The organism is Streptomyces lavendulae subsp. lavendulae (assembly GCF_002803845.1).
GTDB lineage: Bacteria > Actinomycetota > Actinomycetes > Streptomycetales > Streptomycetaceae > Streptomyces > Streptomyces lavendulae.
Genome location: NZ_CP024985.1, coordinates 7,394,883 through 7,408,283, shown reverse-complemented (window position 1 = coordinate 7,408,283; position 13,401 = coordinate 7,394,883). Strand labels below are relative to the sequence as shown.

Annotated in this window: 14 protein-coding genes; 8 read left to right on the top strand and 6 right to left on the bottom strand. The window is 75.7% G+C overall.

Annotation, left to right across the window (positions count from 1 at the left end; translation table 11 throughout):
• Nucleotides 1–173 precede the first annotated feature (173 nt).
• The gene (locus tag SLAV_RS33155) at nt 174–1,250 is read right to left on the bottom strand and encodes an RNA ligase (ATP) (RefSeq protein WP_030231390.1); all 1,077 of its coding nucleotides are present in this window, start codon (nt 1,248–1,250) and stop codon (nt 174–176) included.
• Between the two features lie 168 nt (nt 1,251–1,418).
• Between SLAV_RS33155 and SLAV_RS33150 the strand changes: the two genes are divergently transcribed.
• Nucleotides 1,419–2,162, top strand: a complete 744-nt coding sequence (locus SLAV_RS33150; protein ID WP_030231393.1) for an SDR family NAD(P)-dependent oxidoreductase — start codon at nt 1,419–1,421, stop codon at nt 2,160–2,162.
• 70 nt (nt 2,163–2,232) lie between these two features.
• Here SLAV_RS33150 and SLAV_RS41195 read toward each other — a convergent pair whose 3' ends face one another.
• From SLAV_RS41195 to SLAV_RS33135, 3 genes are all read right to left on the bottom strand, one after another.
• Nucleotides 2,233–3,087 carry a peptidoglycan-binding domain-containing protein gene (locus tag SLAV_RS41195; protein ID WP_158740697.1) on the bottom strand — a complete coding sequence of 285 codons (855 nt, stop codon included), beginning with the start codon at nt 3,085–3,087 and terminating at the stop codon, nt 2,233–2,235.
• 63 nt (nt 3,088–3,150) lie between these two features.
• The gene (locus tag SLAV_RS33140) at nt 3,151–3,384 is read right to left on the bottom strand and encodes a hypothetical protein (protein WP_158740699.1); all 234 of its coding nucleotides are present in this window, start codon (nt 3,382–3,384) and stop codon (nt 3,151–3,153) included.
• Between the two features lie 44 nt (nt 3,385–3,428).
• On the bottom strand, nt 3,429–4,754 hold the full coding sequence (locus SLAV_RS33135; RefSeq protein WP_078950379.1) for an MFS transporter: 1,326 nt from the start codon (nt 4,752–4,754) through the stop codon (nt 3,429–3,431).
• A gap of 282 nt (nt 4,755–5,036) precedes the next feature.
• Here SLAV_RS33135 and SLAV_RS33130 point away from each other — a divergent pair, with 282 nt between their 5' ends.
• The 4 genes from SLAV_RS33130 to SLAV_RS33115 all read left to right on the top strand — a co-directional run bounded on the left by SLAV_RS33130 (nt 5,037) and on the right by SLAV_RS33115 (nt 7,671).
• Nucleotides 5,037–5,513 carry a hypothetical protein gene (locus SLAV_RS33130; protein WP_030231404.1) on the top strand — a complete coding sequence of 159 codons (477 nt, stop codon included), beginning with the start codon at nt 5,037–5,039 and terminating at the stop codon, nt 5,511–5,513.
• 66 nt (nt 5,514–5,579) lie between these two features.
• On the top strand, nt 5,580–6,413 hold the full coding sequence (locus SLAV_RS33125) for a MerR family transcriptional regulator (RefSeq protein ID WP_030231407.1): 834 nt from the start codon (nt 5,580–5,582) through the stop codon (nt 6,411–6,413).
• 50 nt (nt 6,414–6,463) lie between these two features.
• On the top strand, nt 6,464–7,273 hold the full coding sequence (locus SLAV_RS33120) for an SDR family NAD(P)-dependent oxidoreductase (RefSeq protein WP_030231410.1): 810 nt from the start codon (nt 6,464–6,466) through the stop codon (nt 7,271–7,273).
• A gap of 26 nt (nt 7,274–7,299) precedes the next feature.
• Nucleotides 7,300–7,671 (top strand): MerR family transcriptional regulator, encoded by a 372-nt coding sequence (locus SLAV_RS33115; protein WP_030231411.1) that lies wholly within the window; start codon nt 7,300–7,302, stop codon nt 7,669–7,671.
• 83 nt (nt 7,672–7,754) lie between these two features.
• Here the strand turns inward: SLAV_RS33115 and SLAV_RS33110 are convergent, their stop codons facing one another.
• On the bottom strand, nt 7,755–8,066 hold the full coding sequence (locus SLAV_RS33110) for a hypothetical protein (protein WP_051841036.1): 312 nt from the start codon (nt 8,064–8,066) through the stop codon (nt 7,755–7,757).
• Nucleotides 8,067–8,155: 89 nt separating this feature from the next.
• Here SLAV_RS33110 and SLAV_RS33105 point away from each other — a divergent pair, with 89 nt between their 5' ends.
• Complete coding sequence (locus tag SLAV_RS33105; protein ID WP_030231416.1) at nt 8,156–8,638, top strand: hypothetical protein; 483 nt, start codon at nt 8,156–8,158, stop codon at nt 8,636–8,638.
• Nucleotides 8,639–8,892: 254 nt separating this feature from the next.
• Here the strand turns inward: SLAV_RS33105 and SLAV_RS33095 are convergent, their stop codons facing one another.
• Nucleotides 8,893–11,622, bottom strand: coding sequence for a DNRLRE domain-containing protein (locus tag SLAV_RS33095; RefSeq protein WP_030231417.1), 2,730 nt, complete (start codon nt 11,620–11,622; stop codon nt 8,893–8,895).
• 367 nt (nt 11,623–11,989) lie between these two features.
• On the opposite strand from SLAV_RS33095, the gene SLAV_RS33090 reads away from it, so the two are divergent.
• Both SLAV_RS33090 and SLAV_RS33085 read left to right on the top strand, forming a co-directional pair.
• Nucleotides 11,990–12,679 carry a hypothetical protein gene (locus tag SLAV_RS33090; protein WP_030231419.1) on the top strand — a complete coding sequence of 230 codons (690 nt, stop codon included), beginning with the start codon at nt 11,990–11,992 and terminating at the stop codon, nt 12,677–12,679.
• Nucleotides 12,680–12,708: 29 nt separating this feature from the next.
• Nucleotides 12,709–13,368 (top strand): HAD family hydrolase, encoded by a 660-nt coding sequence (locus tag SLAV_RS33085; protein ID WP_030231421.1) that lies wholly within the window; start codon nt 12,709–12,711, stop codon nt 13,366–13,368.
• The last annotated feature ends 33 nt before the right edge of the window (nt 13,369–13,401 follow it).

The window sequence follows — 13,401 nt, the reverse complement described above, 5'->3', positions numbered from 1 at the left end:
CATGTGCGCGCCCTCTCCGTGAGCCGTGATCCGTGATCCGGTGCCGTGATCTGGTGGAAGCGCCCCCTCGTCCATCCCACCACGAAGGGCCGTGCCCGCCCCGGGAGGCGGGGCGGGCACGGCGCGTCGGGGCGGGGCGGGGCGGGGGGCTCCCCCGGCGGCACCACGCGGGCTCACTCGTACTCGGTGCCGCCCTTGCGCGTCAGGTACGCCGGGCTGACCGCCTTCGCGATGGCGCGCCCTCCGGTCACCGGGCTGTAGCGCTCCGCCGCCGGGCGGATCACGACGCCCTCGCGCAGGTGCAGGCCCCGGCCGGAGACGGTCTCGCGGCCGTTCGCCAGTTCCAGTACCTCCTCCAGCACGTACGGGCCCTCGAACAGCCGGGGTACGAGAGGGAGTTCGCCGGCGGCGAGCACCCGCTCCGGGTCCAGCCAGCGGACCTCGCCGCCGATCTCGGCGCAGACGTCGAAGACGGCGTAGCCCGGCGGCTCGTCGGAGGCGCCGCCGCGGGCCCCGTAGGCCAGGTCCTGCACCCCCGACCCGTACACCTCGGCGAAGACCCCGACCCGGGTGGCGCCCAGCCGCGCGGCCAGCCGGGCCGCGACCCCGGCCACGCCGTGCCCGCGCACCGCACGCCAGTAGAGGTTGCGGTCGTCCTCCGTGAGCGCGAGCCCGCGGGAGCCGAAGCCCTTCGAGGAGACCAGTACCCGCTCGCCGTCGGCGACGTACGTCATCAGGCAGGCCGTGCCGTGGAGCTTCTCCGTGAGGACCACCGGCTCGCCCTCCTCGAAGATCCCCGGGTAGCGCCTCAGGTTCTCGATGTCCGTCCACGGCAGCAGGTCGGGGGCCGGCTCGACCTCCCCGTTCATCGTCGTGGGCACCGGTGGCGACCATTTGACGATGCCGAGCGGCTCGGCGAAGTCGGTGCCCTCCTTCGCCGCCGCCTCCAGGTCCACCCCGGCCAGCGCGTGGGGCAGGCAGACCAGGCCCTGCGAGAGCTCACCGCGCAGCCGGACCGCCCGGACCCGGTCGTGGGAGCTTCCGGCGAGCCGTCCGGTCAGGCCGAGTTCCTCGATCAACGCGGCGGGCAGGACGGCCTGTTCGGGTATGTAGAGGGCGAAGTCGCCGGTGCGGTAGGCGCCCTTCGCCACGACGGCCCGGTAGAGGCCCACCTGGGCCAGTTCCAGGGCGTCCGCGTTCGGGTGTCCGTGGACGGTGAGTTCCTCGACGGTGACGCGCAAAGTGGACAAGGTACGGCTCCTCTCGGGAGGTTCAGGTGGTCCGGCCCACTGTCCGGTGGGCCTTTTGCGCTGGTCCAGCGAATATCGCGGTGTTAGCCTGCGCCGCGCGGTGCCCGGCCGTCCGGCCCCGCCGCGCACCCGCACCGCACCCCTCGTCCCCGCTCCCAGGAGGATCCGATGCCAGTTCGCCCCGTCACGGTCGTCACCGGTGGCAGCCGGGGCATCGGCGCGGCCGCCTGCCTGCGGCTCGCCGCCGACGGCCACGACCTGGCGCTCGGCTACGCGCACGACCGGGCCGCCGCCGAGGACGTCGCGGAGCGCGTGCGCGCGACCGGCGCCCGGTGCGTGACCGTACGGGGCGACACCTCCGAGGAGTGCGCGGTGGAACGGCTCTTCGACATCGCCGGCGCCGAACTCGGCGCGGTCACCGGGCTGGTCAACAACGCCGGCGTGACCGGTCCGCTGGGCCGCCTCGCCGACGCCCGTACGGAGGACCTGCGGCGCGTGGTGGAGGTGAACCTGCTCGGGTACCTGCTGTGCTGCCGCCGGGCCGCCCGGGACATGGCGGAGAGCGGCGGCGGGGCCATCGTGAACGTCTCCTCCGCGGCCGCGACGCTGGGCAGCCCCGGGGACTACGTGCACTACGCGGCCACCAAGGCGGCCGTCGACGCCCTCACGGTGGGCCTGTCCAAGGAACTCGGCCCGGACGGCATCCGGGTCAACGCGGTGGCTCCCGGCATCATCGAGACCGGGATGCACGCGGCGATGGGCGATCCCGACCGGCCCGCACGGGCGGCGGCGGGCATCCCGCTGGGCCGGGCGGGGCAGCCCTGGGAGGTCGCCGGGGCCATCGCCTGGCTGCTGTCGGCGGACGCCTCCTACACGACGGGAGCGGTGCTGCGCGTCTCCGGCGGCCGGTGAGCCGGTGCGGTGGCGCCGGTGGGGGCGCAGAAGGCGTACGGAGCCGTCGCGAGGGCCGTCGGAGGGGCCGTCAGCCGAAGGCCGCCCGGGTCGCGGGGCCGTAGATCCCGCGCGGGTCGCCCTTGATGTCGCGGTCGCGCTGGAGCTGGGCCACACCGCGCCGGGTCTGCTCGTCGTAGACGCCGGTCCGCGAGACGTACGTGAACCCCTGCCCGTAGAGGCGCTCCTGGAGCTCGCTCACCTCGGGACCGCTGTCCCCCGGGCGCAGGGTCCCCGACGGCTGCCCCGGGGGCTTCGCCACGGGCGTGCCCGGGCCGGAGGCTGCGGTCGTGGGGGTCCCGGACGGCCGGGCCGCGGCCGAGGGGGTCCCCGGGGAGGCGGTCCCCCGGGCGGAGCCGGACGGTGCGGGCGACGCCGTACCGGGGGCGCCGGAGCCGTCCGCGCCGGGCCCGGCTGATTCCTCGGCTCCCGGGCTGCCCATGGGCAGCGCCGGCAGGGAGGTCCCGGGGTGCGCGGCGCCCGGGGCGGGTTCCGGGGCGGGGTCGCGCAGCAGGAACAGCAGCCCGCCCGCCGCGGCCGGCACGAGCAGCGCGAGGGCGGCCCACGGCAGCCGACTCCGGCGCCGCCGGCCGGGGTCCCCTCCGGCCGCTGCCGGGACCGGGGGGCCGGACGGCGGTGCGGGCGCCACGGGGGCGCCGGGCGGGTCCAGCGGCCAGGGCGACGCGGGACCGGACGACGACGGCCCGTACGACGCAGGACCGTACGGCGTCGCCGCGAACACCGGTGCGGCGGGAGCTGCCGCGGCCGGGGGCGCGGGAGGGCCGGGGGCCGTCGCGTGCGGCGGCGGGCCCGCGGGGGTCACGTAGGGGCGGACGAGCCGGCGGTCGGCGGACTCGGGCGCCCTCTCATCGGGGTGTGGGGACACGATCGTCTCCCGGCACGGTCGGGGGCCGGTGCGGCGGTGCGGTACCGGCCCCCGTCCCGCCGGTCAGGCCCCGCGCCGCCGGGCGGCCGGGGCCGTTCCCGCTCCCGCGGCGGGCGCGGTGGCGCCACCGGTCGGGAACGGGACCGTCGTGTCCGCGCCGGTCGGCGCGGTACCCGCGTACGGAGTGCCGGACCCGTCGGCCACCGCGCCCCCGGCGGGCGAACCGCCGAGGGCGGCCGGGGGGAGCGTGGAGCGGACGGACATCGACATTCCAGGTATCTCCGAAGTGCGGATCATGTGGTGCCTCTTGAGCGGACTCTTTCCGTCCGGGGGCGCTCCGGTCAAGCCGGATGTCCGATCCGCCCCATCCTTCCCTTCTGTGCGGGACGGGCCCGACTCCCCGGCTCCGCCGTCCCGTTGTCCGCGCGCTCCGGAACACCTCCGCCCGGCCCGGGCCCCCGGCGTCCGCCCCCTCCCCACAGGAGCGAGAACGCCACCGTCGCCGCGGCGGCCGCCATCAGGACGGCTCCGCCCAACGGGGCGGCCCGCACGGCGATCCCGTCCACGGCGAGCCCGCCGACGAGCGCGCCCGCCGCTATCGCGAAGTTGAACATGGCCACCATCAGGGCGGAGGCGGCCTCGGCGGCCCGCGGAGCCGCCTTCAGCATCCAGCCCTGGAGGCTGACCGACACCCCGCCGTACGCCAGCCCCCACACCAGCAGCAGGCCGGTCCCGGCGACGGCCCCGGGCAGCAGGGCGATCAGCGTCAGCACCGCCCCCAGGGTGACACTGACGGCCAGCAGCGTACGACGGGCGTCGCGCGGGCCGGCCAGGAAGTTGCCCGCGACCCCCGCGAGGCCGTAGCCGAGCAGCAGGGTGCTGACGTGGGAGGCGTCGATGCCGGAGACCTCCCGCAGGACGGGGCGGACGAAGGTGTACGCGGCGAACTGACCGGTGACCACCAAGAAGGTGACGATCACCCCGGTCCGGACCCCGCGGTCGCGGCGCAGCAGGGCGGGCAGTTCGCGCGCGGTGACGCGGCGGGCCGTCGGCAGGGGCGGCAGCAGCAGGAGCAGCGCGGCGGCCGTGACGGCCCCGAGGACGCCGACCGCCGCGAAGGCGGTCCGCCAGCCCCCGAGTTCGCCGAGCAGGGTCCCGGCGGGGACGCCGAGCACCGAGGCGGTGGGGACTCCACCGAAGATCAGGGCCGTGGCCCGGGGGACGTGGTGCGCGGGCACCAGCCGGACGGCGAGGCCGCCCGCGATGGCCCAGAACCCGCCGACGCTGACGCCGACGAGCAGGCGCGCGGCCAGCACCACGGCGAAGTCCGGGGCGAGGGCGGCGACCAGGTTGGCGACGGCCATCAGCGCGACCAGGACGCACAGCACGTGGCGGCGGTCGAGGCGGGCCGCGCCGACGGCCACCAGGGGCGCGCAGAGGCCCGCGACGACCCCGGGGACGGTGACCATGAGGCCCGCCGTCCCCTCGGAGACGCCGAGGGCGGTGCCGACCGGGGTGAGGAGTCCGATGGGCAGCAGTTCCGAGGTGATCAGGCAGAAGATGCCGAGGGAGACGGCCGAGACGGCCGCCCATCCCCTGCGGGGCTCGGCTTCGGGGCCGGGCTCTCGGCCCGGTTCGGGAACACTGGACGCGGCGGGTTCGGTCATGCTCGGCACTCCGTACGACAGCGGGCGGGCGGACGGGTGAACGGGGCACGGCGGCACCAGGATCCGGGGGTCGCGCCTCCCCCGGCTCCCGCACTGCCGTGCCGTGCCGATCGCGTTCGTGCCCCATTCTGCGACCGTCGGCGGCGGGTGCGGCCTCCCCGTGAAGGATCGATTCGGCAACGAGGTGTCCCCTTCCGCTCCCGCGCCCGCGTCCCCGGGCGGTTTCACCCGGACGCGTGAGCCGCGGAACCCGGCCGCCCCGGACTACGGCATGGTGGTCGGATGCAGTTACGCCGGGCCGCCCTGCCCCTCTCCCTCCTGGCGCTCCTCGCGAGCGCCGGGTGCGTCTCCGTCACCCCGGAGTCCGGCGGCCCCGGCCCGGCGCGCGGCTCCGTGCCGCCCGTCGACGCCCCCGACACGGCCGACGGACCCGACGTCGCCCCCGCCCACCGGGCCGCCGAGGCGCCGCCGGGTGCTTCCCTGCCGCTGCCGCTGGGCGAACTCCCCGAGACGGACCCCACTCCCTCGGCGGCCGGACCGGAGCCCGCGCCCGCGCCCCCGCCGGCCGTCCACCGGCCCGCCGAGCGCCCCGCGAAGCCGGCGGTACCCCGGCGGGTACGGCCGCTGGGGCCGGCGCCGCCCCACGTGCCCCGGCCGGCGGTGCCGAGGACGCCGCGCGGGGAAGAGCTGTGCGCCGCGGCGGAAGGAGCGCTCCCGCCGTCGGTCGTCGACCTGTGCGTGCGCCAGTACGGGCGCTGACCCGACCTCCCGCCTCCGTGGAGACTTGACCCTCACACCGTGTCAGGCCGTCCACTGGAGAGCGTCATGTTCAGCATCGGAGATTTCGCCAAGCACGGCCGGGTGTCGGTCCGCATGTTGCGTCACTACGACGCCCTCGGACTGCTGCGCCCCGCACGTGTCGACCCCGTGACCGGCTACCGGTCCTACGAGGCCGGGCAGCTCGCCCGCCTCAACCGCGTCATCGCGCTCAAGGAGCTCGGCTTCAGCCTCGAACAGGTGGGGACGATCCTCGACGCGAAGGTGAGCGCGGAGGAGCTTCGCGGGATGCTGCGGCTGCGCCGCGCGGAGCTGGAGACCGCCGCGGCCGAGGCCGCCGCCCGGCTCACGCAGGTCGAGACGAGGCTCCGGTCCATCGAGAACGAGGGAACCATGTCCACCGAAGAGATCGTCGTCAAGAGCCTGCCGCCGGTCCGCCTGGCGGAACTGACCGGGGTCGCCGCCAGCTACGCCCCCCAGGACATCGGGCCGGTCATCGGCCCGCTGTACGAGGACCTGTGCTCCCGGATCGAGCGCGCCGGGGTGGTCCCGACGGGTCCGGGCCTGGCCCACTACGAGCCCGCTCCCGGCGGCGAGCCGGGATCCGTCCTGGTGCACGCCGGGCTCCCGGTCGCCGCCGCCGTCCGCGCCGAGGACCTCGGGGGCGGGGTGCGGATCGTCGAACTGCCCGGGGTCGAGCGGGCGGCGACCGTGGTGCACCGAGGGTCGATGGACGGGGTGCTGCCGACCGCGCAGGCCCTGGCCCGGTGGATCGACGCGAACGGTCACCGCTCGTCCGGTTACGCGCGCGAGCTGAACCTGGACTGCCCCGAGGACCGGGACCGGTGGGTCACCGAGCTCCAGGAGCCGCTGCTGCCCTGATCCCGCGGACCGGGCCGGGTTGACCCTGCCGCAGGCGGCAGGGTCGCACGATGACCGGCATGGACAGCGAGAACCCGAACAGCACGAACAGCAGCAACAGCGGCGGGCGGGGCGCGGACCCCGCCGGGAGGGTCGTCGCCGTCACGGGCGCCGGCAGCGGCATCGGCCGGGCCACGGCCCGCGCCTTCGCCGCCGCGGGCGCCCGCGTCGTGGCCGTCGGACGGCGGCCCGAACCGCTCCGGGACACCGCGGCCGGGCACGACCGGATCACTCCCCTGCCCCTCGACATCACCGACGGGGACGCGCCCGAACGGCTCGCGCGGGCCGTGTCCGAGCGGTACGGGCGCCTCGACGTGCTGGTCAACAACGCCGGCATCGTGCGCGCCGGCGCCCTGGGCACGCTGACACCGGAGCTGATCACCGCGCAGCTCTCGGTCAACCTCGTCGCCCCCGTCCTGCTGGCACAGGCCGCGCTGCCGTTGCTGGAGGCGTCGGGCGGAGTGATCGTCAACGTCAGCACCTCGGTGGGACAGCGGGCCTGGCCCGGCAACTCGGTCTACGCGGCGACCAAGGCCGCCCTGGAACTGCTCACCCGCAGTTGGGCGGTGGAGCTGGCACCGCGCGGGATCCGGGTGGTGGCGGTCGCCCCGGGCGCGATCGACACCCCCATCGGCGAGCACCAGGGGCTGACGCCGGAGCGCAGGGCCTCGGTGCGGGCGTGGCAGGTGGCGCACACCCCGCTGGGCCGGATCGGCCGTCCCGAGGAGGTAGCCTGGGCCATCACCCAACTCGCGGCTACGGCCGCGTCGTTCGTCACCGGTGTGGTGCTCCCGGTCGACGGCGGTGCGGTGGTGGCGTGAGGGAAGCGGCTCGGGAGGCGGGGGACGTGCGGATCGGCGAGCTGGCCGGGGCGACCGGTACGACCGCACGCGCGTTGCGGCACTACGAGCAGGCCGGGCTGATCTCCTCCGAGCGGGCCCACAACGGCTACCGCGTCTACGACGGGCGGGCCGTGGTGCGGGTCCGCAACATCCGCCGCCTGCTGGCCGCCGGGCTCACGCTGGACGACGTACGCGTGTTCCTGCCCTGCCTCGACGGGGACGTGGCCGCCGCGCCGCCCTCGGACAAGGGGTTGCGGGTGGCGCTGGAGCGTCTCGCGGTCCTCGACCGGCGGATCGCGGCCCAGACCGAGGCCCGCGACCGGCTGGCGGCCGCGCTCCACGCGGCGACCGGCGACCGGCCCGGCCCGGTTGCCTGACCCCGGCGGACGAAGGCGTGCGCGGCCGCATCGGCGCGAACGGCGTGCGCGCCCGCATCGGCGCGAACGGCGTCCGCGGCCGCTCAGGCGGCCGGACGGCGCAGGCCGCGGGCGTGGGCGCAGCGGCGGATCGTTTCGCGGCGGACGGTCCGCAGCCGTCGTACCGTGTCGTGGCCGCGGCGGCGCCATTCGGCGCGCGGCAGCCCGGCCCGCTGCCCGCCGCCGCTGATCAGGGCGTTGACCGGGGCGTGCGGGTCGGCCGCCATCCCCTTGGCGACGAGCACGCCCACGACGAGCGGCACCAGGGCCACGGCCAGCGCGGAGCCCGCGGCGCCCACCTGCCGCAGGCGGGGGTGGGTCGTGGGGGCGGGGTCGGGGGCGGTCACCGGTGTCATGCCGCCATTCCAGCAGCGGCGTCGCGGCCGGGAATCGGCGCGCATACTCAGGCCGTTGCGCACGATGTACTCAGAAGGGGTGGTGCGGGGTGCCGGACGCGGAGCGGGAGCGGGGCTTCGAGCCCGCGAGCGGCGACGGCCCGGAGAGCGGCGGCGGCCCGGCGCGGGCGGCGGAGCTGCGGACCGCGTACGAGGGGCTGCTGCGGATCCGGCGCCTGCTCGTCGGCCGGGAGGACGTGCCCGCGCCCTGGGAGCTGCGGGCGGCGCCGCGCGCGGTGGCGCTGGTCCTGGAGGCGGCCGGGTTCCCGCCGTCGGCGGTGGACGCCGGGGGGCGGCGCTGCCGGTCGGGCTACCGGGTGGCGGCGGCAGGGGCGGGGCCGGACCGGGTCGAGGTGAGCTGGCCGGGGCCGCCCGGGGGCGGGGCCGCGCAGGAGGAGCGGGAGCGGCTGACGGCCTGCGCGGCGGAGCTGGAGCGGCACGGCTGGGAATGCCTGCTGTACCGGGGCCCGCGGGGCCGCCGTTTCCTGGAGGTGGAACCCGCGCACCGCCCGCCGCCCGGGCCCGCGGGCTGACCGCGGGGGCGTCGTTCCCGGGCCCGCCGTCTCCAACCACCTGCGCCTGCTGCGCCACCTCGACCTGGTCACGGGCCGGCGCGAGGGGCGCAGCGTGGTCTACGCGCTGCAGGAGGCGCACGTCGCCGATCTGCTCCGGCAGGTGCCGGCACACGTGCACCACGGGGGCCCGCGTAGGAGGCGCGGGCGGGCGCACGCGGAGGGGCGCGGACCCCGACGGGTCCGCGCCCCCTGCCGTCGCGACCGTCCCGGTGCTACGGCGCGCCGAAGGTCAGCGTCAGCCGCGGCGTCCCCTCGTTCGCGGCGGCTTCCGAGGACCACAGCCACAGCGCGTCCGTCCCGGCACTGGTGAGCGCCAGGGACCAGGAGCCGCCGAGCGCGCCCGCGACGGCGGCCGTGTCCAGTCCGGCCGTGTGGACCGCCGATCCGTCGGGGATGCCGGGGAAGCCGCCGAGGGCCGTGGAGCCCAGGCCCGGACGGTTGTTGTAGGTGGTCCCGGCCTCCGTCCACGCGCCGGTCACCGGCACCACCGAGACGGTGTCCGTGGTCCCGGCGCCCGCCATCGTGCTCGTCTTCACGCTCAGCGTGGCCGACTTGAGCACCGTCCCGGCGGGCGCGGCGGGCAGCGCGAAGCGCAGGTAGCTCGCGTACAGGGAGGTGCCGCGCACCGCGAGGGAGCCGGAGGTGCCGAAATTGCCGTCCGGGGCGCCCGCGTTGGCGTACGTGTCCTCGGACGCGGTGAGCTGGACGACGGTGTCGGCCGGGGCGGAGGCGAGGGCGTAGTGGTGCTGCACCTGCGCCGCGCTCAGAACTCCCGGATAGACGGCGGTCTCGTCGATCAGGCCCGCGAAGTGCTCGCTCGTGGGGCGGTCCGGCCAGCCGCCGAGGCCGTCGAAGCCGACCCGCCAGTAGCCGGAGAAGTTCTCGTGCGTGGTGACGTTCAGCGTGCCCTTCTGCGCGCCGTCCACGTACAGGGTCATACCGCCGGGGCCCTGGGTGGCGACGACGTGGTGCCACTTGTCGTCGTTGTAGGAGGCGGTGGTGGTGATGGTGCGGGTGGCGCCGGTGTAGACGCCGTAGACCAGCCGGCCGTCATCGGTCATGTAGACGTGCTTGTCGTACTGGCTGCTGCCGTTGATCTGCTGGTTGCCGAAGCCGATCAGCTTTCCGCCCTGGGTGGTGGCCGTCCTGAACCAGGTCTCGATGCTGTAGGTGCTGCCGATGCTCTGCCTGCGGTCCCCGTAGACGTGGGCGTTCGTACCGTTGAAGCCGATCGCCGTGCTCGCGCCGCCGACCGCCCCGGGGGACTGGCGCAGCGCCGGGGCGTTCTGGTGCACGCCCGCCTGGTTGCCGTCGGAGGAGTCCGCGACGTACGGCAGGGACGATTCGTCGTAGCGCCAGTAGAGCTGGGCGCCGTCCGCGCGGACCTGGCTCGGGTACGCGTCCGCCGTCACCGGGACGGTCACGGAGACGGTGCCCGAGGGGGCGCTGACGTTCCCCGCGGCGTCCGTCGCCGTGACCCGGTAGGTGTACGACTGGCCGGCCTGGGCGGTGGTGTCGGTCCAGGAGGCCTGCGGGCGCTTGAAGAACAGCGAGTCCGCGGTGACCGTGCCGATCGGGGTGGCCGCGCCGTTGCGGTAGATCCGGTACGTCAGGGCGCTGTCGTCCAGGTCGAGGCTGGTGCGCCAGCGCACCTGCACCTCGCCGGGCCGGAAGGCCGCCGCGCTCGCCACGGGGGTGGTGGGGGCGCCCGTGTCGCCGGTGGAGGAGAAGCGCGTCAGGCTCTGCTGCGCCGCCCCGTTGACGGTGGTGAACTCGCCGCCGACCCACAGGTAGTCCGTGCCCGCCTTGGAGCCGACGGCCATCACCCGTGGGCCGATGCCCTCGCCGATGCCGTCGTTGGTGTCGGGGGCCCAGCCCAGCTTGCCGACGGCCGAGGTCGGCTGCGCGAGGAGGTGGTGGCGCTGGCCGTCGGGGTACTCGCCGACGCTGGAGCAGTCGTGCGCGTGCGAGGCGCTGTAGAGCACGCTCCGGTACGGCAGGACGGCCTGGGTGGCGCCCAGGCAGGTGTCGCGCCAGCGCTGGCCGAAGTCGGACAGGTTCAGGGCGATGCGGCCGTCGAAGACGCCGCCGCCGGTGCCTTCGTTGGCGGTGTAGAAGCCGGTGGCGTCGGTGGCGATGTCCTTGACCACGGAGTTGGTCTCGATGAAGCCCGGGTAGGCCTTGGTGAGGGCCCCGCTGGCGGCGTCGACGACGGCGAGGGCGTGCGTGTTCGTCCCGTTGACGGTGAAGAAGTCCCCGCCCAGCAAAACGTTCCTGCCGTCAGGGGTGACCTCCACGGCGCGGCCCGGGTCGTCGGCGTCTGCCCGGAAGGGGCGCAGTGCCCCGTCGGCCGCGTCGACCGCCGCGAAGCGCTGGCGGGGCTGGCCGGCGACGGTCAGGAAGTCGCCGCCCGCGTACACGGTGTCGTCGGTGACGGCGATGGCGCGGACGGTGGCCGCGAAGGCGGGGCGGAAGGACTGCTTCACCGTGCAGGTCGCCACGTCGATGGCGGCGATGCTGGAGACCGGGGTGCCGTTGACGGCGCCGAAGTAGCCGCCCGCGTAGAGCGTCTTCTTGTCCGGGGAGAGGGTGAGCGCGCGGACGGTGGCGGTGCCGCTGCCGATGGTGAACGACAGGCTGCAGGAGGTGGGGGCGCCGGTCGCGGCGTCGAGGGCCGCGAAGTTCACCGCCGGCTGCTCGGCGCCCCCGCCGCCCGCGGGCGGGCGGACGGTGGAGAAGGTGCCGCCGGCGAAGACCGTGCCGCCGGCCTCGGCGAGGGCCCAGACGACCCCGTTGGGCTGCCAGGTGGGCAGCGGGTCGGCGGTGAAGGCGACGGGCGGGGTGATGGCCGCCGCCGGCGCTACGAGGCCGAGGCCGACGGCCGCGCCGGAGCCTGCCAGGGACAGGGCGAGAGCGGCTGCCAGCCCTCTGGATCTACGCATGGACCCCCCAGATCGGTGTGCGTGGGTGCTGCGCTGCGTGTGTGCCGCGCGGGAGGCGCGGCACACCGACGTACGGCCGGTCCCCGCGGACGGGCGCACGGCCGTGCGTACGGGCGCACCCTAGGACGAATCGGCGGAGCGGTCATCCGACTTGACCCATCGGATGCCCAACCGTCCCGGGGGCCGGGCCGCTCGGGGTGCTGCGGCCCGGCCCCCGGGATAGGGTGAAAACGGACGTCCAGGCCCCGGGGCCGCCCACAGACGGACCGGATCCCGCGAGGCCCGGGCATACGGCCGCGCCGACGGCGCGCGCCACCGGGGGCGTCCGCTCTTCGACCCGATGCTTTCCCAGCCGAGGAGGGAACGCATGAATCGGCACGCTCGCTACGCACTGCTCACCCCGCTCCTGGTGTCAGCCGTCGCCATGCCGTCCACGCTGGCCCGTGCGGCGGCGACGTCGTCGGCGCCCGCGGCGGTCCCCCGGGCGACCTGCGCGCTGGTGGCGGCTCCCAACACCAATCCCCAGGAGTTCGACCTCACGCTGACCGGCTTCAGGGCCAACCAGAGCGTCCGGATCACCGGCCCGGAGAAGTTCACCCTCACCACCAACGGGGCAGGCGCCGCAACGAACGAGGACGTCACGAAGGGCACTTACAACGCGACGGTCCAGGGGAACAACCAGGGCAAGAAGACGATCACCTGCACCAAGCCGGCCAGGACGACCACCACGGCGGTGCACGTCACGGACGTGGACGTCTCGGCTCCGGCGACCAGCCCCGAGGTGGACTGCTCGGTGGCCCAGAGCGTCACCTTCACCGGCAAGATCTCGGGTACGGGCACCGGTGACGTCGACCTCGCCTGGACGGGCAGCAACAGCAAGACGAGCTCCCCGACGGTGAAGTTCGCCGCCCCGAACACCGCGGCCACCCCCTTCACCGTGAAGTCCACCGCCCGCAGCGCCCCGTCCACGAACCCGCCCCAGGTCTTCGCCCAGCTCAACGCCGGCAAGGCGTCGGACTCGGCGACCTTCAAGCTGAAGTGCAAGGCCGGTACCTGATCGCACCGTGCGTGGCCTAGCCTTCCCGCATGATCCTTGCGAACGGACCCGTCCAGCTGGTGATCTTCGACTGCGACGGGGTGCTCGTCGACAGCGAGCGCATCGCCGCCCGCGTGCAGGTGGCCCTCGGTGAGCGGCTCGGCTGGCCGCTCACCGAGGACGAGGTGGTGAGCCGCTTCATAGGCCGCTCCAGCGCCTCGGTACGGGAACAGGTGGCCGCCCGGCTCGGGGAGGGGACGGCCCGCGAGTGGGACGAGTCCTTCGCCCGCATGCACGCCGAGGCCGTGGACGCGGGCCTCGCCCCGGTGGACGGCCTCCCGGAGGCGCTCGACCGGATCACCCTGCCGACCTGCGTCGCCTCCAGCGGGTCCCACGAGAAGATGCGGCACACGCTGGGTCGCACCGGCCTCTACGACCGCTTCGCGGGCCGTATCCACAGCGCCACCGAGGTCCCGCGCGGCAAGCCCGCCCCGGACCTGTTCCTGTACGCCGCCGCCCGCATGGGGGCCGACCCGTCGGCGTGCGTGGTCGTCGAGGACAGCCGGCCGGGCGTCGAGGCGGCCCGCGCGGCGGGCATGCGTTCCCTGGGCTACGCGGGCGGCCTGACCCCCGCCTCGGCCCTGGCGGGACCGGGCACGACGGTCTTCACCGACATGCGCGAACTGCCCGCCCTGCTCGGCGCCGTGTGAACCGGCGCCGCCGCGGTCGCCGCGCTGGTGGCG

What these genes read in the sequence shown, in the direction of transcription:
- SLAV_RS33120 (WP_030231410.1), top strand. Translation starts at nt 6,464, where the DNA reads ATGACCGGCATGGACAGCGAGAACCCGAACAGCACGAACAGCAGCAAC.
- SLAV_RS33150 (WP_030231393.1), top strand. Translation starts at nt 1,419, where the DNA reads ATGCCAGTTCGCCCCGTCACGGTCGTCACCGGTGGCAGCCGGGGCATC.
- SLAV_RS33130 (WP_030231404.1), top strand. Translation starts at nt 5,037, where the DNA reads ATGCAGTTACGCCGGGCCGCCCTGCCCCTCTCCCTCCTGGCGCTCCTC.
- SLAV_RS33090 (WP_030231419.1), top strand. Translation starts at nt 11,990, where the DNA reads ATGAATCGGCACGCTCGCTACGCACTGCTCACCCCGCTCCTGGTGTCA.
- SLAV_RS33110 (WP_051841036.1), bottom strand. Translation starts at nt 8,066, where the DNA reads ATGACACCGGTGACCGCCCCCGACCCCGCCCCCACGACCCACCCCCGC.
- SLAV_RS33135 (WP_078950379.1), bottom strand. Translation starts at nt 4,754, where the DNA reads ATGACCGAACCCGCCGCGTCCAGTGTTCCCGAACCGGGCCGAGAGCCC.
- SLAV_RS33125 (WP_030231407.1), top strand. Translation starts at nt 5,580, where the DNA reads ATGTTCAGCATCGGAGATTTCGCCAAGCACGGCCGGGTGTCGGTCCGC.
- SLAV_RS33085 (WP_030231421.1), top strand. Translation starts at nt 12,709, where the DNA reads ATGATCCTTGCGAACGGACCCGTCCAGCTGGTGATCTTCGACTGCGAC.
- SLAV_RS33095 (WP_030231417.1), bottom strand. Translation starts at nt 11,622, where the DNA reads ATGCGTAGATCCAGAGGGCTGGCAGCCGCTCTCGCCCTGTCCCTGGCA.
- SLAV_RS33140 (WP_158740699.1), bottom strand. Translation starts at nt 3,384, where the DNA reads ATGATCCGCACTTCGGAGATACCTGGAATGTCGATGTCCGTCCGCTCC.